This window comes from Amycolatopsis decaplanina DSM 44594, assembly GCF_000342005.1.
Classification (GTDB): domain Bacteria; phylum Actinomycetota; class Actinomycetes; order Mycobacteriales; family Pseudonocardiaceae; genus Amycolatopsis; species Amycolatopsis decaplanina.
On sequence record NZ_AOHO01000026.1, the window covers coordinates 333,574 to 351,855 of the forward strand.

13 protein-coding genes and 1 pseudogene are annotated in these 18,282 nt (G+C 67.8%); 11 read left to right on the forward strand and 3 right to left on the reverse strand.

Going from position 1 to position 18,282, the window contains the following annotated elements; translation table 11 throughout:
• Window positions 1-215: 215 nt before the first annotated feature.
• Window positions 216-515, forward strand: coding sequence for a YciI family protein (locus H074_RS05050; RefSeq protein ID WP_007028941.1), 300 nt, complete (start codon window positions 216-218; stop codon window positions 513-515).
• A gap of 7 nt (window positions 516-522) precedes the next feature.
• On the opposite strand, the gene H074_RS40915 is transcribed toward H074_RS05050, so the two are convergent.
• Window positions 523-681: a hypothetical protein gene (locus tag H074_RS40915; RefSeq protein WP_007028942.1), complete on the reverse strand. Its 159-nt coding sequence runs from the start codon at window positions 679-681 to the stop codon at window positions 523-525.
• 194 nt (window positions 682-875) lie between these two features.
• Between H074_RS40915 and typA the strand changes: the two genes are divergently transcribed.
• The 5 genes and pseudogenes from typA (at window position 876) to H074_RS05075 (ending at window position 9,324) form a co-directional block, all read left to right on the forward strand.
• Window positions 876-2,798 (forward strand): translational GTPase TypA, encoded by a 1,923-nt coding sequence (typA, locus tag H074_RS05055; RefSeq protein WP_007028943.1) that lies wholly within the window; start codon window positions 876-878, stop codon window positions 2,796-2,798.
• A gap of 601 nt (window positions 2,799-3,399) precedes the next feature.
• A complete protein-coding gene (locus H074_RS05060; RefSeq protein ID WP_007028944.1) occupies window positions 3,400-5,109 on the forward strand; it encodes an ABC transporter family substrate-binding protein in 1,710 nt (569 codons plus the stop codon).
• Between the two features lie 287 nt (window positions 5,110-5,396).
• On the forward strand, window positions 5,397-7,202 hold the full coding sequence (locus H074_RS05065; RefSeq protein WP_007028945.1) for an ABC transporter family substrate-binding protein: 1,806 nt from the start codon (window positions 5,397-5,399) through the stop codon (window positions 7,200-7,202).
• A gap of 181 nt (window positions 7,203-7,383) precedes the next feature.
• Complete coding sequence (locus H074_RS05070) at window positions 7,384-8,400, forward strand: ABC transporter permease (protein WP_039921565.1); 1,017 nt, start codon at window positions 7,384-7,386, stop codon at window positions 8,398-8,400.
• Window positions 8,393-9,324, forward strand: a pseudogene (locus tag H074_RS05075) (ABC transporter permease). The gene H074_RS05070 and the pseudogene H074_RS05075 overlap by 8 nt, the downstream one beginning before the upstream one ends.
• A 166-nt stretch (window positions 9,325-9,490) precedes the next feature.
• Here H074_RS05075 and H074_RS05080 read toward each other — a convergent pair.
• Entirely contained in the window at window positions 9,491-11,272 is a 1,782-nt protein-coding gene (locus H074_RS05080; protein ID WP_007028947.1) for an ABC transporter ATP-binding protein, read from the reverse strand.
• A gap of 196 nt (window positions 11,273-11,468) precedes the next feature.
• On the opposite strand from H074_RS05080, the gene mshB reads away from it, so the two are divergent.
• The 3 genes from mshB to H074_RS05095 are packed head-to-tail and all read left to right on the forward strand — an operon-like array spanning window position 11,469 to window position 13,517.
• Window positions 11,469-12,311 carry an N-acetyl-1-D-myo-inositol-2-amino-2-deoxy-alpha-D-glucopyranoside deacetylase gene (mshB, locus tag H074_RS05085; protein ID WP_039921487.1) on the forward strand — a complete coding sequence of 281 codons (843 nt, stop codon included), beginning with the start codon at window positions 11,469-11,471 and terminating at the stop codon, window positions 12,309-12,311.
• Window positions 12,308-12,733 (forward strand): hypothetical protein, encoded by a 426-nt coding sequence (locus tag H074_RS05090; RefSeq protein ID WP_007028949.1) that lies wholly within the window; start codon window positions 12,308-12,310, stop codon window positions 12,731-12,733. Before mshB ends, H074_RS05090 begins: the two co-directional genes overlap by 4 nt.
• Window positions 12,726-13,517 carry a hypothetical protein gene (locus H074_RS05095; RefSeq protein WP_007028950.1) on the forward strand — a complete coding sequence of 264 codons (792 nt, stop codon included), beginning with the start codon at window positions 12,726-12,728 and terminating at the stop codon, window positions 13,515-13,517. The genes H074_RS05090 and H074_RS05095 overlap by 8 nt, the downstream gene beginning before the upstream one ends.
• 1 nt (window position 13,518) lies before the next feature.
• Here H074_RS05095 and H074_RS05100 read toward each other — a convergent pair whose 3' ends face one another.
• Window positions 13,519-14,280 (reverse strand): site-2 protease family protein, encoded by a 762-nt coding sequence (locus tag H074_RS05100; protein WP_007028951.1) that lies wholly within the window; start codon window positions 14,278-14,280, stop codon window positions 13,519-13,521.
• A gap of 171 nt (window positions 14,281-14,451) precedes the next feature.
• Here H074_RS05100 and H074_RS05105 point away from each other — a divergent pair, with 171 nt between their 5' ends.
• A complete protein-coding gene (locus H074_RS05105; RefSeq protein WP_007028952.1) occupies window positions 14,452-14,835 on the forward strand; it encodes a WhiB family transcriptional regulator in 384 nt (127 codons plus the stop codon).
• A 132-nt stretch (window positions 14,836-14,967) separates the two neighbouring features.
• The gene (locus tag H074_RS05110; RefSeq protein ID WP_039921488.1) at window positions 14,968-18,273 is read left to right on the forward strand and encodes a glycosyltransferase family 2 protein; all 3,306 of its coding nucleotides are present in this window, start codon (window positions 14,968-14,970) and stop codon (window positions 18,271-18,273) included.
• Window positions 18,274-18,282 lie beyond the last annotated feature (9 nt).

The window sequence follows — 18,282 nt, forward strand, 5'->3', positions numbered from 1 at the left end:
GGTGCGCTCGTCTGGTTCAGCGCAGGACTTCGGGGCCGCCGGAGGGCGGCCACCACTGAGCGTTCTGCGCGCGCATGCCGGCGATCATACCCCCGCTTCCGCGCGAAGTGAAAAGAAAAGGGCGAGTCGCTCATTCCGGGCACGTAGCGTCAATACTTCATATCGGCCCTGGCAGTACGCCCGTCCTATTGGAGATCCGGGTCTACCTTCATCTCATGTTTGTCGTTCTCCTGACCTACACCGCCCCCATCGAAGAAATCGACTACGTGCTCCCGGATCACGCCGACTGGCTGACCAAACAGTACGGGCACGGCAATTTCCTGGCCTCCGGCAGACGCAACCCGCGCATCGGCGGCGTCATCATCACCAGGCCCATGGCCAGGGGAAAGCTGGACGCGATCCTCGCGACCGACCCCTTTTCGATCAAACACATGGCCACCTACGAGGTGATCGAGTTCTCGCCGACCCGTACCGCGCCGGAACTGCGGGCGATCAACGAGGCGGTGGTGCGCTGACGATCTTCTAAGCGGCCTTCGCGATCTTCGTTTTCGCCTTTTTCAGGGCGAGAACAGGGCATTTGCCGCACCGTGACTTCGACCGGCAGCATTTCTTCTTGACCTTGCCGGATTTCATCCATTTGCGCACCAGCTTGTGCGGGTCGTCGGGTAGTTTCTTGCCCACTCGTGCTCCTTGTCCGACTGCGTCGGCGACCCCCACACGTTAGGTGAGCCTAACCGATCTTGGGGCGTGGGGCTGCTCACAGTCGGGCTACAGGTATCCTGGTGTGGTCCGCGTATGGCCAAGGTCGGCCTGGCGTGTCTCGAACGCGCGAGCGCGGGCACCACACCCGAACTTGAAACCTTTGGAGCCTTCGCGTGCCCGCAGCCAGCGCCACCGCAGTCGATGCCGGCCGCTCGTCCGGCAAGACCCGGCCCGACCTGCGCAACGTCGCCATCGTCGCACACGTCGACCATGGCAAGACGACCCTCGTCGACGCGATGCTCCGGCAGTCCGGCGCCTTCGAGGAACGCGCCGAACTCGTCGACCGCGTGATGGACTCCGGGGAGCTCGAGCGGGAAAAGGGCATCACGATCCTCGCGAAGAACACCTCCATCCGGCGCCAGACCGACGAGGGCATGGTGACGATCAACGTCATCGACACCCCCGGTCACGCCGACTTCGGCGGCGAGGTCGAACGCGGCCTGTCCATGGTGGACGGTGTCGTGCTGCTGGTCGACGCCAGCGAGGGCCCGCTCCCGCAGACCCGGTTCGTGCTCCGCAAGACCCTCGAGGCCGGCCTGCCGGTGATCCTGGTCGTCAACAAGACCGACCGCCCCGACGCGCGGATCTCCGAGGTCGTCGAGGAGACCCACGACCTCCTGCTCGACCTGGCCGGTGACATCGAGGACGCCGATCTCGACGCGATCCTCGACCTCCCCGTCGTCTTCGCCTCCGCCCGGTCCGGTAAGGCGAGCCTCGAGCAGCCCGCCGACGGCGCGGTGCCCGAGAGCGAGAACCTCGACCCGCTGTTCGAGACCCTGCTGCGCCACGTGCCGCCGCCCTTCGCCGACCGCGAAGGCCCGCTGCGCGCGCTGGTCACCAACCTCGACGCGTCCAACTTCCTCGGCCGGATCGCGCTGATCCGCATCCACTCCGGCAGCCTGCGCAAGGGCCAGACGGTGGCGTGGATGCGCGAGGACGGCGAAGTCAGCTCCGTCCGCATCTCCGAACTGCTCGTCACCGAGGCGCTCACCCGCGTCCCGGCGACCGAGGCCAGCGCGGGCGAACTGGTCGCCATCGCCGGCATCCCGGAGATCACCATCGGCGACACCCTCGCCGACGTCGACAACCCGGAGGCGCTGCCCCGGATCTCCGTCGACGAGCCCGCCATCTCGATGACCATCGGTGTCAACACCTCGCCGCTGGCCGGTCGCAACGGCGGCGACAAGGTCACCGCCCGCCTGGTGAAGGCGCGCCTGGACCAGGAGCTGATCGGTAACGTCTCGATCCGCGTCCTGCCGACCGAGCGCCCGGACACCTGGGAGGTCCAGGGTCGTGGCGAGCTGGCGCTGGCGATCCTCGTCGAGCAGATGCGCCGTGAGGGCTTCGAGCTGACCGTCGGCAAGCCGCAGGTGGTCACCCGGATGATCGACGGCAAGCTGCACGAGCCGTTCGAGCGCCTGTCGATCGACTCGCCCGAGGAGCACCTCGGCGCGATCACCCAGCTGCTCGCCGCCCGCAAGGGCCGCATGGAGCACATGGGCGGGCACGGCTCCGGCCGCATCAAGCTCGACTACGTCCTCCCGGCGCGTGGCCTGATCGGCTTCCGCACCGACTTCCTCACCGAGACCCGCGGCACCGGTATCGCGAACCACGTGTTCGAGGGCTACCAGCCGTGGGCGGGCGAGATCCGCACCCGGCACTCCGGCTCCCTGGTCGCCGACCGGTCCGGCCCGATCACCGCGTACGCGATGATCCAGCTGGCCGACCGCGGCACCTTCTTCGTCGAGCCGGGCGCCGAGGTGTACGAGGGCATGGTCGTGGGCGAGAACCCGCGTGCCGAGGACCTCGACATCAACATCACCAAGGAGAAGAAGCTCACCAACATGCGCTCCTCCACCGGTGACGTGATGGAGACGCTGGCCCGGCCGCGCAAGATGGGCCTTGAAGAGGCGCTTGAGTTCTGCGCAGTGGACGAGTGCGTCGAGGTCGCCCCCGACGTCGTCCGCGTCCGCAAGGTCACGCTGGACATCAACCAGCGCGCCAAGGAGCGCAACCGCAACAAGAACCGCGGCTGACCCGCCGGACAGACGCCGAAGGGCGCCTGCTCACTCACCGTGAGTAGGCGCCCTTCGGCGTTTTCGACGCCCAATCCGGTCACGCACCGTATTCAATCGGGCGTTCTTCGTTAAAGAAAGGTCCTTTCCCCGCAATTTCGCGGAGAAAGCCGATCTTCTTTTCGGGCGGTGTTCACAACACCGGAACGGACCGGCGGAACGACGACGGAGCGGCCGCGCGCGCCGGGTCGAGAACGCGGATCCGGACCGGCGCGAAAACAAAAGATCCTAAATGTGTCCGCGGAGGACTCGTGTTCGCGATCGTTTCGGTCATCAATCGTGCGGTGGCGAACATTCCGGTCGCCGTTCCGGAATGTTCCGGGTGTGCGGAACCGATTGCGGACGAAGGTGCTTCGGCGCGGCCGAAAAGGCTCGGCCCGGCAGGAACCCAGGGGGCCTCCCGGACGTCCACCGGAGGAGGGCGGTATCCGGTCGGGCGGCGACCGGGCCGATATGGGAATCTCGCTGCCGGGGCCATGCTCGGCGTGATAGCTCTATGGCGACGGGGCGAGGGACAAACCAGGAGGATCCAGGCGTGCGGTTAGCGACCACAGCGGCACCCATGATGGCGTGCGCGGCCGTGCTCCTCGCCGCCTGCAGCAACACCCCGCCCCCGCCCGTGGTCAGCTCGTCGGCCTCGCCGGTGAGCACGTCGACCACGAAGACGCCTTCGCAGGTCGTAGTGGGTGTCGACGACGTCCTCGGTGGCTACAACCCGCACAACCTCGCCGACGCCTCCCAGGTGACGTCGGCGCTCTCGCAGTTGCTGCTCCCGTCGGTGTTCCGCCCCAAGGACGACGGCAGCTTCGAACTGGACAAGAACCTGATGAAGTCCGCCGAGGTCGTCTCGCAGCAGCCGTTCACGGTCGCGTACACGATCCGCCCGGACGCCTCCTGGTCCGACAGCGCGCCGATCGCCGCCGAGGACTTCGCCTACCTTCGCGAGGCGATGCGCGACCAGCCGGGCGTCATCGGCGCCGCGGGCTACCGGCTGATCTCGGACATCCAGTCGCGTGAAGGCGGCAAGAGGGTCGAGGTCTCCTTCAGCAAGCCGTATCCGGGCTGGCAGACGCTCTTCGGCAACCTCCTGCCCGCGCATCTGCTCAAGGACGCCCCGAACGGGTGGCAGGGCGCGCTGGCGACGACGTTCCCGGCCGTCGGCGGCCCCTACTCGATCAAGGGCCTCGACACCGCGCGCGGAGAGGTCGTCCTGGAGCGCAACGAGCGCTACTGGGAGAAACCCTCCGCCCTCGACCGGATCGTGCTCCGTGCGGCCGATCAGGAGGGCACACTGGCCGCCCTGCGCAGCGGCAACGACCAGTTCGCGATGACCAGGACCGACGGCACCGGCCTCAAACGGCTCGGCGAACTCGGCTCCGCCGTCCAGCTGCACACGGTCGCGCGCCCCACGGTCGCGCAGCTCCTCCTGCGGCCGGTGAGTTCGACTCTGTCGGATCCCAAGGTGCGCGAAGGCGTCACCGCGCTGATCGACCGCGGCAAGCTGATCACCGAGGCGGCGGAGGGCGGCCCGTCGGACAAGCTCCGCGCCGACGCCCAGGTCCGCGCCCCTTCGGCACCCGGCTTCCAGCCGACGATCCCGGCCCCCGGCCCGCCGTCGACGGCCGACCCGGCCAGGGGCGAGGAACTGCTCAAATCCGCCGGCTACACCAAGGAAGCCGGAACCTGGCGCAAGAACGGGAAGAACCTTTCGCTGGTCGTGGCCTCGCCCGCCAAGCAGGAGCCGTACGCGACGATCGCCAAGGAGCTGACGGCCCAGCTGGTGGCCGCGGGGATCGAGGTCAACGCGATCGCGCCGCAGCCGAGGGAGCTGTTCTCGACGCTGCTGGCCATGCCGGTGCTCAACGGGATCCAGCAGACGACGCCGGAGGGCGCGGGCAACGTCGGCATCGACATCGCGGTGATCGGCCAGGTCACCGGCGGTGCGGACGTCGCGTCGGTGCTGGCGTCCACCTTCGGCTGCCGCCCCGATCAGCTCGCCGACAAGACCAAGGCCGTCGTCCCGGGGAACCCGCTGGGCTTCTGCGACCCGGCCCTGCAGCCGTCGATCGACGCCGCGCTGACCGGCGCCACCCCGGTCGCCGAGACGCTATCGACCCTGGAACCGGAATTGTGGCGCCGGAATGTTGCCATTCCGTTGTTCCAGCTGGCCGATACCCTCGCCATCGGCTCTGGTATTTCCGGAGTAACCGCTGGTCCTCCTATGGTGGGCCCTTTCGGGTCTGCGGTGAACTGGACGCGGGGTCCGAAGTAGCTGTTTCGAGTCCGAGTCCGACCCTGGCGGGTGACCTTTACCGGCACGTTCGAGTGGCGGACTGATTCCTCAAGGTAACCACTGTATTTCTTGATGTCAGCCGCAAGTTACCCTTTGGTCACGATCCCCCCGTAACTGGTGACTGTTCGTGCATTTCCTTTCTAGCGTGCACCCGCAGTGCGCCAAATGAGTGTTGCTTGGCGTGTCATAGGCTCCGGGCCATCTCACCGGAGCGGTGTGGGGTCCTGTTCCGATCTCAGGAGCCCAGTGCTAGGAGGGCACACTTCATGAGGAAGTCCAAGGCAGTCTCCGCCTGGTCGCTGGTCGCGGCCTCCGCGCTTGTGCTGAGCGCATGCAGCGGTGGCGACAGCGGCAGTACCGACCAGAACGGGTCGTCGACCGACATCAAGAGCATGGCGGTCGGCAAGGCGCAGAACGGCGAAAACTTCAAGCTCGCGGACACCCCGGGGTACGAAGGCACCGTCACGGTGGGCATCGACGACGGGTACTCGGGCTACAACAACGACACGCCTGACACCAACACGTCGTACAACAACTACATCCTGACTTCCGTGCTCGCCGGATCTTTGACGCTCGACGGCAACAACAAGGTCCTGCTGAACAACGACGTGCTCGACTCCTGGACGGTCACGTCGAAGTCGCCGCAGGTCGTCGAGTACAAGATCAAGCCGAACGTCAAGTGGTCCGACGGTCAGGCTTGGGACTGTGACGACTTCTACCTGGCCTGGCTTTCCCACAGCGGCAAGGCCAAGACCTCCGACGGCAAGCAGGCCTTCCTCGCCGCTTCGACGACCGGCTACCAGCTGATCAACGAGGCCACCTGCAAGGACGACCTGACCTTCGAGACCAAGTACACCGAGCCGTACCTCGACTACAAGGGCCTCTTCGGCCCGCCGGCCATGATGCCGGCTCACATCCTCGAGGCGAAGACGGGCATCGCCGACATCACCAAGCTGGCGCCGACCGGTGACGCGGCCGAGCTGAAGAAGGCCGGCGACTTCTGGACCAACGAGTGGAAGGGCTTCAAGGCGGACATCATGCCCGCCTCCGGCCCCTACAAGATCACCGCGTTCGACGCCAACCAGAAGGCCGTCACGCTCGAGAAGAACCCGAACTGGGTCGGTGGCAAGGGTGGTCCCTCCAAGATCGTCGTGAAGGCGATGGAGGACACCAAGGCCATGGCGACCGCGCTGCAGAACGGTGAGATCGACGTCGCCGCTTCGACCCAGCCCGACGCCACCGCGGCCAACACCATGAAGGGCCTCGCCGCCCAGGGTGTCACCTACGGTTCGGCCTCGCAGCTGACCTTCGAGCACATCGACCTCAACTACAAGCGCATGTTCAAGGACAAGGCGCTGCGCAAGGCGTTCTTCGAGGTCGTCAACCGCCAGGAGATCACCGACAAGCTGCTCAAGGAAGTTCAGGCGGACGCCACGCCGCTGAACAGCGTCGTGTTCTTCCCGGGTGAGCAGGGCTTCAAGGACAACTACAGCAGCAAGGCCGGCCTCGGCGCCGAGGCCGCGGCCAAGACGCTGACCGAGGCCGGTTGGGCCAAGGGCGCGGACGGTATCTTCGCCAAGGACGGCCAGCGCGCGTCGTTCAAGATCTCGCACAACCAGAACACCCGCCGTCAGCAGACCGTCGAGATCATCATCTCGCAGGCCAAGGCCGCCGGTATCGAGATCACGGACGACCAGGACGCCAACTTCCTGAAGGGTGGCCGTCTCGCGGCCAGCGACTACGACGCCGCGCTCTTCGGGTGGTCGGGTCAGCCGTTCAAGGCCGAGCAGAAGTCCATCTACATCACTCGTGTCGATGACAGCAGCCAGAACTACCAGGGCCTGTCGAACCCGACGATCGACTCCTCCTTCGAGGCGGCCGTGAAGGCCACCGACGAGGCGGCTCAGCTGGAGAACTACCAGAAGGCCGATGCGGCGATCGCGGACGAGTACGCGACGCTGCCGCTGTTCCAGACCCCGTCCATGTGGGCGTTCAAGGGCATCGACCGCACTTACATGCAGTCGTACAACGGTGTCCTGTGGAACGCCGGTGAGTGGGAGCAGAAGAAGTAGGGCTTCCGCCCCGCTTTTTCACCACTCGCTTACGCGATCCTGGTGGTAGGGGGCCCGGCCACAAGCCGGGCCCCCGTACCAGCCGGAAGTAGCTGTTGACCGTAGGGTTACCGCCACTACGGTGGACAACCGGGCAGCGGTCCAGTACTTCGGCGGCCAGGCCCGGATGAGGAGCAGTTCGTTGAACCTGGTGATCTATATTCTTCGCCGTCTGGCGATATCGATTCCCGTCCTGTTGGTCGGGACTTTCCTGTGTTTCGTCATGGTCGCCGGCACCGGTGACCCGCTCGCCGAGATGAAGAGCAACCCGGCCATGAGCAAGGAAGCCATCGCGCAGCTGGCCTCGCAGCTCGGGCTGGACCAGAGCATCGTGCCCCGGTACTTCACTTGGCTCGGCAACTTCGTGACCGGCGACTGGGGCGTGTCCATCGCACAGGGCAACGCGCAGGCCGAGGTGTTCCCGAAGGTCATGGCCGCGTTCGAGGTCACCTTGAAGCTCGTCGTCGGAGCCGAGATCCTCGCGCTCATCCTCGGCGTCCTCGTCGGTGTGGTCGCGGCGGTCAAGCAGTACTCGATCATCGACTACATCGCCACCACGCTGGCCTTCCTGCTGTTCTCGATGCCGATCTTCTGTGTCGCCATCGTGCTCAAGCGGTACGCGATCGAGTTCAACGGCTGGGTGCGCGACCTGGGATTGTCCGATGTGCTCGGTAATCCCTGGATCCGCACCACGAGTCCGGAATCGCTGAATTTCGACGGTCCAGGCGGTTTCCTGGCCAGTTACATCGGCGCGTACCTGCTGCCGACGCTGTCCATCATGGCGATCAGCTTCGCCGCGTACAGCCGGTTCCAGCGCGCTTCGATGCTGGAGACGCTGAACGCGGACTACGTGCGGACAGCGCGCGCCAAGGGGCTCGCCAACGGCCGGGTCATCTTCCGCCACGCCTTCCGGAACGCGCTCATCCCGGTGACCACGCTGTTCTCCGTCAACTTCGGTGCCGTGCTCTCGGGCGCGATCATCACCGAGACGGTGTTCAACTGGAATGGCATGGGCAAGCTGCTCGTCGAAGCCGTGACCAAGAGCGATACGCAAGTGATGATGGGATGGCTGGTGCTCATCGCCAGCAGCATCATCGTCGCCAACCTGATCGCCGACCTGATGTACGGCATCCTGGACCCGAGGATTCGCGTTGGCTGACTTGAACTCCCTTATCGCGGCGGAAGGCTCCAAGTCCGCCGATGGCACGCTTCCGGAAGAGGCCCTGCCCGAGCCGCAGAGTCAGGGCAAGCTGGTCCTGCGCAAATTCCTGCGGCACAAGCTGGCGATGATCTGCACGGGATCCTGCTGCTCCTCGTGCTCACCGTGCTGATCATGCCGATCTTCTGGCCTTACAGCTACGAGGACAGCTCCTTCCCCTCCTTCGCCAAGCCCAGCGCGGACTATCCGCTCGGGACGACGCAGGTCGGCAAGGAGATGGTGTCGCAGATCCTGCGCGGCACCCAGTACTCGCTGCTGATCGCGCTCATCGTGTCGCTCGTCGCCACCACCATCGGCACCGTTTTCGGCGCCATGGCCGGCTACCTGCGCGGCTTCACCGACTCCGCGATCTCGCGCGTGACGGACCTGTTCCTGATCGTCCCGCAGATCGCCGCCGCGGCCATCCTGGCCAAGGTGTTCGGTGGCGGTAGCTGGTACATCGTCGCGATGGTGCTGGCGGCCTTCGGCTGGATGCCGATCGCCCGTATCGCCAGGGCCGAGTCGATGTCGCTGTCCCAGCGCGAGTTCGTGGACGCCGCCCGCGCGTCCGGTGCCGGGACGTTCCACATCGTGTTCAAGCATCTGGTGCCGAACATGGTCGGCCTCATCACGGTCAACGCGACCCTCGCGATCGCGCAGGCCGTGCTGATCGAGGCGGCGCTGTCCTTCATCGGACTGGGGGTGCAGCTGCCGGACACCTCGCTCGGCCGCGTCATCCTCGAGAACTACGCGCAGCTGCAGGCGCGGCCGGCGCTGTTCTTCGGCCCGTTCATCGTGCTGGTGCTGATCTCGCTGACGATCAACTTCATCGGTGACGGTCTGCGGGACGCTTTCGACCCGCGGCAGCGCCGTCAGAAGGCGTAAGGCCCTCTTTAGCGCGTGAAGCCCCCTTCCCTCGGCTCAGCCAAGGGAAGGGGGCTTCACGCGCTTCGGTACCGAGAATGCTCACCTAGTGCCCCCGAAGTACGTGAAGGCCCCCTTCACCGCGTCTAGCGCGGTGAAGGGGGCCTTCACGTACTTCTGAGAAGCGTCAGTCGGCCACCGGGGCCAGCTTGCCCGCTTCCCAGGCCGCACGCCGCTCGGCCTGCAGCACCGGGTCCGCGACCGGAGCGGCCGACAGCAGGCGACGGGTGTAGTCCTCACGCGGCGAGTGCAGCACCTGGTCACGCGTGCCGACCTCGACCAGCTTGCCGTGCTGCATCACCGCGACGCGGTCGGCCAGCAGGTCGACGACGGCGAGGTCGTGGCTGATGAACAAGCACGCGAACTGGAGCGAACGCTGCAGGTCCAGGAACAGATCCAGCACCCGCGCCTGCACCGACACGTCCAGCGCCGAGGTCGGCTCGTCCGCGATCAGCAGCGCCGGGTCGAGCGAGAGCGCCCGCGCGATGGCGACGCGCTGGCGCTGGCCACCGGACAGCTCGTGCGGGTACCGGTTGCGGTAGTGGCCGCCCAGCTCGACCTTGTCCAAAAGGGACGCCACACGATCGTTCAGGGCCTTGCCCTGCAGGAACTTGTGCAGCACCATCGGCTCGGCGATCGATTCGCCGATGGTCATCTTCGGGTCCAGCGTGGACGCCGGGTCCTGGAACACGATCGAGAAGTAGCGGCGCAGCGGGCGCAGCTCCTTGTTGGACATGTTCGTGATGTCCTTGCCCGCGATCGACACGGTGCCCGCGGTCGGGGTCAGCAGGCGGATCGCGCAGCGGCCGACCGTCGACTTACCGGAGCCGGACTCGCCGACCAGGCCGACGATCTCGCCCTTGGCGATGCTCAGCGAGACGTCGTCCACCGCGCGGTTCTTCGCCTGGCCGCGGCGGCCGGGGTACTCCAGCACGAGGTTCTTGATCTCGAGCGCGGGGGCGTTCTCCTCGATCACGGCGGCGAGCTCGTCGTCCTCGAGCCGGATCTCCTCGGCGATCTTCGAGGCTTCGTCGCTGTCGGCGGAGATGCCCTCGTCGTCGAGAAGGCGGCGGCCTTCAGGACGCTGGCCCAGCACGGGAACCGCGGCGAGCAGCTTGCGGGTGTACTCCTGCGAGGGCGACGCGAACAGCTCGCGAACCGGCGCTTCTTCGACGATTTTGCCCTGGTACATCACGACCACGCGGTCGGCGAGGTCGGCGACGACGCCCATGTCGTGCGTGATCAGCACGATCGCGGTGTTGAGGGTGTCGCGCAGCTTGCGCAGCAGGCCGAGGATCTCCGCCTGCACGGTGACGTCGAGCGCCGTGGTCGGCTCGTCGGCGATGATGACCTTCGGGTCGCACGAGATCGCCATCGCGATGACAACGCGCTGCCGCAGCCCGCCCGAGAGCTGGTGCGGGTACTGCTTGAAGCGCAGCGGCGGGTTCGGGATGCCGACCATCTCCAGCAGCTCGATGGCGCGCTTGTCGGCGGCTTCCTTCGAGATGTCCTGGTGCGAGCGGAGCGCCTCGCGCAGCTGCCAGCCGACGGTGTAGACCGGGTTCAGCGCGGTCATCGGCTCCTGGAAGATCATCGCGACCTGGTTGCCGCGGATCTTCTGGAGGTCCTTCTCCTTGAGGTCGGCCAGGTTGCGCTCGCCGAGGCGGAGCTCGCCCGCGATCCGGCTCGTCTTCGGGAGCAGCCCGAGCACCGACATCGAGGTCACCGACTTGCCGGAGCCGGACTCGCCGACCACCGCGACGATCTCACCCGGCTTGACGTCGAATCCGATGCCCTTGACGGCGTCGACCACGCCGTCCTCGGTCGGGAACGAGACGGTCAGGTCGGAGATGGACAGAACCGAACCCGACACGCCGTCGAGGTCCGACGATGCTGCTTCAGTGCTCACCAAGATGCCCTTCGTGGGGGTACATATGGTCACGGCGCACAGGCCATGCCCTGTTTTGTGCGTCCTCGGCGGTGAAGAGTGCCTGGGACCTGCGCGAGGATAACCGAGAGTCGCCCGACTAAGGTCGGTGCTCGGGGCTTCCGTTCCCGACACCCTATAAAGGAAAGCGCGCCGTGTTCGAATTAGTCTTCAAGCCGTGATCTCGGATAGGCCCAAATTGCTCCTCGTGCACGCCCATCCGGACGACGAGAGCATCACCACCGGCGGCACCATCGCGCGTTACGCGGCCGAAGGCGCCGAAGTGACCGTTGTCACGTGCACTCTCGGTGAGGAAGGCGAGATCATCCCGCCGTCCCTCGACGGGCTCGGCTCGTGGGCTTCCGATCAGCTCGGCGGCTACCGCGCGGGTGAGCTGGCGTCGGCCTGCGCGGCGCTGGGCGTCACCCGGCACCGGTATCTCGGCGGCATCGGCCGCTGGCGTGATTCGGGGATGGCCGGGACGCCGTCGGCGGCCCATCCGCGCGCGTTCTCCGGCGGCGACCTCGACGAGCAGGCCGCTCAGCTGGCCGGGATCCTCGACGAGGTCCGGCCCCAGGTCGTCGTCACCTATGACGCCTTCGGGGGTTACGGGCATCCCGACCACATCCGCGCGCACGAGGTCACCATGGCCGCGGCGACGAAGGCGGCGTCGGTCGAGCGGGTCTTCCATACTGTTTCTTCCCGCGACGCCGTCACGGCGGGCCTCGCCGCGCTGCGCGGGCGCTCGTCGTTCCGGGTACCGGAAGACGGAGAGTTGCCGGTGACGCCGGACGAGACCATCACGACCGTCCTCGACGTCGGCGCGCACATCCCGGCGAAGGCCGCGGCGCTGCGGGCGCACGAGACCCAGGTCAGCGTGCCCGCTCCGCCGCATCTCGCGGACCACTTCGCGCTGAGCAACGACGTCGCGCAGCCGATCACCCCGAACGAGTACTTCGTGCTCGCACACGGACCGGCCGAAGGCGCCGCGGCCGACCTGTTCGGTGGACTCGCGAAGTGACCGCGCCGTCACCGTCGCTCACGTCGCGGCAGCGCCTGCTGCTGGCCTTGCTGACCTTCGACGCGTTCTTGCTCGGGCTCCTCGAATTGTTCTTCCTGCCGCTCCGGCTCGACGGGATCGTGCTGCCGAAGCTCGGGGACGCGCCGATGCCGGTGACCGTGGTGCTCGCGGTGATCACGACCCCGCTGCTGGTGAGGACGACCGCGAAAGTGGTCCGGCCCACCTTTTCGGTGATTCCGCTGCTCGTCTGGGTACTTGTCGTACTCGGGATGGGCATGGCCGGGCCCGGTGGTGATCTGGTGCTGATACAGGACTGGCGGGCACTGCTGCTGATCGGCGGCGGGGCGCTGCCGGGAGCGCTGGCGCTGGGCGGCGGTCTGGGCACGGCGGCGAAGGCCGCGAAGGGAGTCAGCAGTGGGTGAAGCGATTTCGGACCGCCAGGTCGTGGCGGTTCTGCGGCCGTTCGTCCGCGCCTGCGGGCCGATGGTCGACGCGCTGCGTGACGCGGATCCGTTCGGCCTGCAGGCCAGGGGCCGTCGCCACGAGGACCTGGACGGTGTCGAGCCCGGGCTGAAGGACAAGCTGCTCAACGGGATCACCTCGGTCAAGGTGCCCGGCACCGCGGCGTGGGCCGAGATGTCGAACTACCAGCGGACCGACTGGTGGGTGAACCGGGTCGGCCGCTTCACCGCGCTGATCACCGCGATCCCCGGTATCGGCGGCGCGCTGGCCGACAGGCTGCCCGTCCAGGACGCGCTCGGCTCGGCGGCGCAAGGGGTGTTGCTGTGCGCGATCGCGGGGGAGTACGGCGTGACCGACGTCGGTGCCCGGGTCCGGTTGATCGCGTGGGTCCTCTTCGAACGCGACATCGACCCGGTGATCGCGGCGGGCAAACACGCCGAACACGACAAGGCAGCCGAAGACGACGAAGCGGCGAAGCTCACCGAAGAACTCGACGAAGCGAAGAAGAAGCACGGCAAGATCACCCTGAAGGCCGCCGCGGGCACGCTGTGGCGACTCGGCCGGGGACTGCTGGGCATCGTCGACGAACTGGAGAAGCGGCCCCGTGGCCGTCTTTTCCACCGTGCGCTCGGGAAGCTGCCGGTGGTGGGGATGGCGGGCGACTACCTCGGCGAGCGGTCCGGCCTCAAACGCGTCTGGAAGCGGGCGCACGAATGGTTCACCGAGCACCCTGAGGCCGCCTGAGCTACTTCCAGAACATGAACGCGTCCTGGCCGTACATGGCGGCGAGTTTGAACCCTCCGACGGCGTCGAAGATCGCGAAGGACCCTTGCCAGAGCAAGCGGCTCGCACCGTCCACGAGGAACAGCACGGCGAACAGCGCGATCGGTGCCCACGGCCGGGCCTTCGCCCCGAACTCGCGCGCACCGGGTGAAAGGTACGGCTCGATCGCGCCCCAGCCGTCGAGTCCGGGGATCGGCAGGATGTTCAAGAGGAACGTGACGATCTGAAGCAGGGCCAGGAACGAAAGCCCGATCACGAGACCGCTCGCCATCGGGACGAGCGCGACGACGAGCGTCAGCAGCACGCCGACGCCGAGGTTGCTCAGCGGCCCGGCGAGCGACACCCACGACTGGACCCCGCGTGACCGCAGGCGTCCGTGTTCGATCCACACCGCGCCACCCGGCAGCGGGATGCCGCCGATGAAGAGGAATACCAACGGCAGGATGATGGACAGTGCCGGATCCGTGTATTTCCGGACGTCCATGGACAGATAACCCTTGTGGGCGACGCTGTGGTCGCCACCGCGGAACGCCACGACCGCGTGGCCGAACTCGTGCAGCGTCAGTGACGCGACCCAGCCGCCCGCGACGAGCAGGACGACGCCGGTGATGATGAGCGGGTCGTACTTCTGGCTGGAAATCGTGGTCGTGTCACCGAAAGCCGCCAGTACACCGCCCAGGACGGTGACCGCGAGGATGCCGAGGAAGACGGGGCTTGGCCGCACTGCTGATCTCTGCACCCCTCCAGTCTTCCGTATGCCCGATGTGAAGTTCTCGGCGTGTCCCCTTGCGCTTCTACGCGCGGGTATCCCCCGAACTCGCTACTCCGCTTGACCTGACCGCACTACACGGGTGTAATCACAGTGATGTCATTCGTCGCTGGAAGGGGGCGGCGGATGGTGTTTCAACACCGCCAGCCTGGGGAGTGCGTGGACAGCGAGGAGGCGGACGTGCGGTTGGAAGCAGATGGAAGGGAATGGGGGCAAGTCGTGGGTTGGGGTGAGGTCCCGGAGCAGCAACTGGGCGATCTCACCGAGCTGTTCGACGATGCCTCCGCGGAAGAGCAGGACTGGCAGGAGCGGGCCCTCTGCGCGCAGACGGATCCGGAGGCGTTCTTCCCCGAGAAGGGCGGCTCCACCCGTGAAGCCAAGCGGATCTGCCTCGGTTGCGAGGTCAAGGACGAGTGCCTCGAGTACGCCCTCGCGCATGACGAGCGGTTCGGTATTTGGGGCGGGCTCTCCGAACGTGAGCGTAGGAAACTGAAAAAGCGAGCTGTGTGACGGTGATCTCCGGCTGCCTCCGTGTGCCGGAGATCGCTCCGCCCGCTTCCACATAGTGGGGCCACCAACGGGTGACAGGGGCGCGTCGTAGGGTGGCGGCACTCGACTTCGCCGCCACATCTGGAGTGCCCGTTGTCTCGCACTGCCGCGTCACCTGTGCCGCGCACGGCCCCCGTTCTGGCCATTGTGGTCTGTCACAACGGCGAGAACTGGTTGCCACTGGCGCTTTCCGCGCTGCGGCGCAGCGGTGTCCGGCCGCGGCACGTGCTCGCCGTCGACACCGGGTCCACCGACCGGACGGCGAAGATCCTCACCGACGCGGCGGACGCCGGAGGAGCCACCGGCGAAGCACCGGTGCTGGACGGAATCCTCACCCTCTCCAGTGATGTCGGCTTCGGCGCCGCGGTCGGCGAGGCCGTTCTGCACGCCGTCGAACGCTGGGGCGATCCCGGCGGCTGGCTCTGGCTGCTGCACGACGACTGCGCGCCGGAACCCGACTGCCTCGAAAATCTGTTGGCAGCGGCCGAAAACGAGCCCGCGGCGACGGTGCTCGGTCCCCTGGCGGTCGACTGGAGCGACCCGCGGCTCATCGTCGAAGCCGGGTTGTCGACCGACGCCATCGGCCACCGGCAGCAGATCTCACCGGACGAGACCGACACCGCGGTGCTCGCCGTGCCGAGCGCGGGATCGCTGGTGCGACGGGAAGTCTGGCACGACCTCGGCGGCTACGACCCCGGATTTCCTTTGCTGCGCGAGGATCTCGACTTCGGCTGGCGTGCCAACGCCGCGGGCGGCCGCGTGCTTTCGGTGCCGGGGGCCCGGCTCCGGCACGCCCGCGCGCTCAGTACCGGACAGCGGGAACCGGACGTGCTGGCGCTTTCCCTCGGGGTGGCGAACCGCGCGCACGGGCTCCGGGTGTTCCTCGTCAATTGCTCCCCGCTGTCCTTTTGGTTCGGTCTTTTTCGAATTCCGGTCTTCGCGGTGTTGCGGGCGTTGGCGTTCCTGCTGCTTCGGCGTACCGGCGAGGCGGGCGCGGAACTCGCGGCCGCCTGGTACCTGCTGAGCGGTCGCGGCGGGTTGCGCGCGGCTCGCGCCGAACGCCGGAAGGCCGACCGGCCGGGCGATGTCCGCGGTCTGTTCACCGGGCGGATGACGCGGGTGCGCAACGCCGTACGCGCCGGTGTCGTGGGTCTCGTCCGGCGCGGCGTCGAACGGGACTTCGCACTCGGGACGGTTCCGGAGAGCGCGGATCAGGAAGGGGCCTGGATCCCGCCGGAGGCGTTGAAAGCCGGGCAAAATCGTCCGGTGGGCCCCGGCGCGCTGCCCGCGGGGGCGATGCGCGGTGTCGGTTCGCGGGGGACGGGCCTGCGGCGGCCCAGCGCGGTCGTCGCGGTCGCCGTACCCGAGAGTGTCACCGAGAAACCCGCTTCGGGCGGGCCGAAACCGTCCCCGGTGCCGCGTGACGGCGGGCGGCGGCCGGAACCGGAGCTCGTGTTCGTCGAGGTGGACCGGAAGCGTGTGCTCGGCGCGACCGTGTTCGCCCCACCGGTGATCATGCTCGTGGTGCTGACGGCGCTCGCTTTCGTGGTCAACGGTTCGCGGCTCGGTCTTGATCTCTTCGGCGGGAAACTGCTGCCGGTCGGCGGGCTTGGCGAGATCTGGTCGTCGTATCTCGCGCCGTGGCACGCGATCGCGGGTGGCACGGCGAGTCCCGCGCCCGCGACGCTGCCGGTGCTGGGCACGATCGGCGCGCTCTTCACTCCGCTCGGCGGGCCCGCGGCGCTGGTCGCGATCCTGCTGATCGGTGACATCCCGCTCGCGGCTCTGAGCGCGTACGCGGCCACTCGGCACCTACGCGTGCGTCGCTGGGTTCGCGCCGTCGTCGCGGCGGCGTACGGCGTGCTTCCCGCGGCCACGGCTTCGGTCGCGCAGGGACGGCTCGACGTCGTAGTCGTGCACCTGCTGCTGCCTCTGGTGATCGCGGGCATCGTGGGGCTGTTGGTCCGCGCGGATTCGCGATGGCTGCATGTTTCCGCGCTGAGCGCGATCGGGCTGGCGCTGATCGGCGCCTTCTCGCCGCTGGCGCACGCGCTGGCGTTGGTCGGGCTGGTGATCGGGTTCGTGGTCCTGCCTTCGCCTGCCGGGCTCGCGCGGCGGATCGCGTCGGTCGGCATCGTGGTCTTCCTGCCGCTGGCGCTGCTGTTTCCGTGGCCGAGTGTGCTGCTGAGGCATCCGGAGCTGCTGTTGCACGGGCTGGGTGGCGGTGCCACGGCCGCGTCCGGTGCGGATCTCGCCGGGCTGGATCCGGGCGGTCCCGGCGCTTGGCCGATCGGGGTGGCGCTGGTCGCGGCCGCGATCGTCGCGCTGGTGGTCCGGCCGTCGAAGGGCGCGGGCGGCGGTCTCGCGGTCGTCGTGCTGGGTGTGCTCGGGCTCGTGGCGGTGCGGTTCGTGGCGGTGACGCCGATGTCGGGCGGCGCGCACGCGACCGGGTACGCAGGGGTGCCGCTGCTCGTGATCAGCGCGGGACTGTTGTGGACCGTGCTGGCGACCTGGCAGCGGGGCGGGTCCGGTGCCGAGCCGGCGCCGTGGCTGGCGAAGGTCACGGCGGTGGCCGGGGTGCTCGTGCTGCTGGCGCTGGCGACCGGTGCGGTGGTCGCCGGACGGGAAGGCCCCTTGCGGGCGGGTGAGCGTCCCTCCCTGGCCCCGGAGATTTCGGCTGAACTGGCTTCGAGCGGCCGTTCGGTGCTGGTGCTGGGTTCTTCGACCGAGCCGGTGCGGCAGACCGGTGGACGGTTGCCGTTCTACGGCGACGACGAGTTCGCGCCGACACCGGGTAGTGCTGATCGGCTCGCTTCGTGGCGCCGGGACCTTCTGCAAGGTTCGCCGGACGCCGTCAAGCAGGCCTTCGCGGCGGCTTTGGCCTCGGGGGTCTCGTATGTCGTTCTGCCGGGCGGTGCCGACGGCGGTGCCTTCGTCGAACTCGCGCGTGACCTGGTCGCTCCGGCGGCGCCGGCCTCGGACGGGCGTCCGGTGCTGCGGTTGCTGCCCGCCGGTGGGCAGGTGGCGTTGATCTCGCCGGAACTGGCACAGGCGGCCGTGACCGGGAAGGGCGCGCCGGGGGCGTCGCCCGGGGTGGCGCCGGTGCAGGCCGGGCTGCCGGACGTGCGGGTGCGCGTCTCGGAGGGACCGACCGGGCGGTTGCTCGTGCTGGCCGCCGAGTTCGAGGCCGGCTGGCAGGCGAGCGTGGACGGCAAGGCCGTGCCGATCGTGCGGGCCTGGGGGCATCAGGTGGCGGTGTCGGTGCCGCCTGCGCCTTCGGAGGTCGTGGTGGAGCATCAGGGGACTACGCGGAACCTTTTGCTGCTGGCGCAGGTGGCGGCGGTGCTGTTCACACTGCTGACGGCCGTGCCTACGCGGCGGCGGCCCTCTGTTTCGTGACCTTGGCCC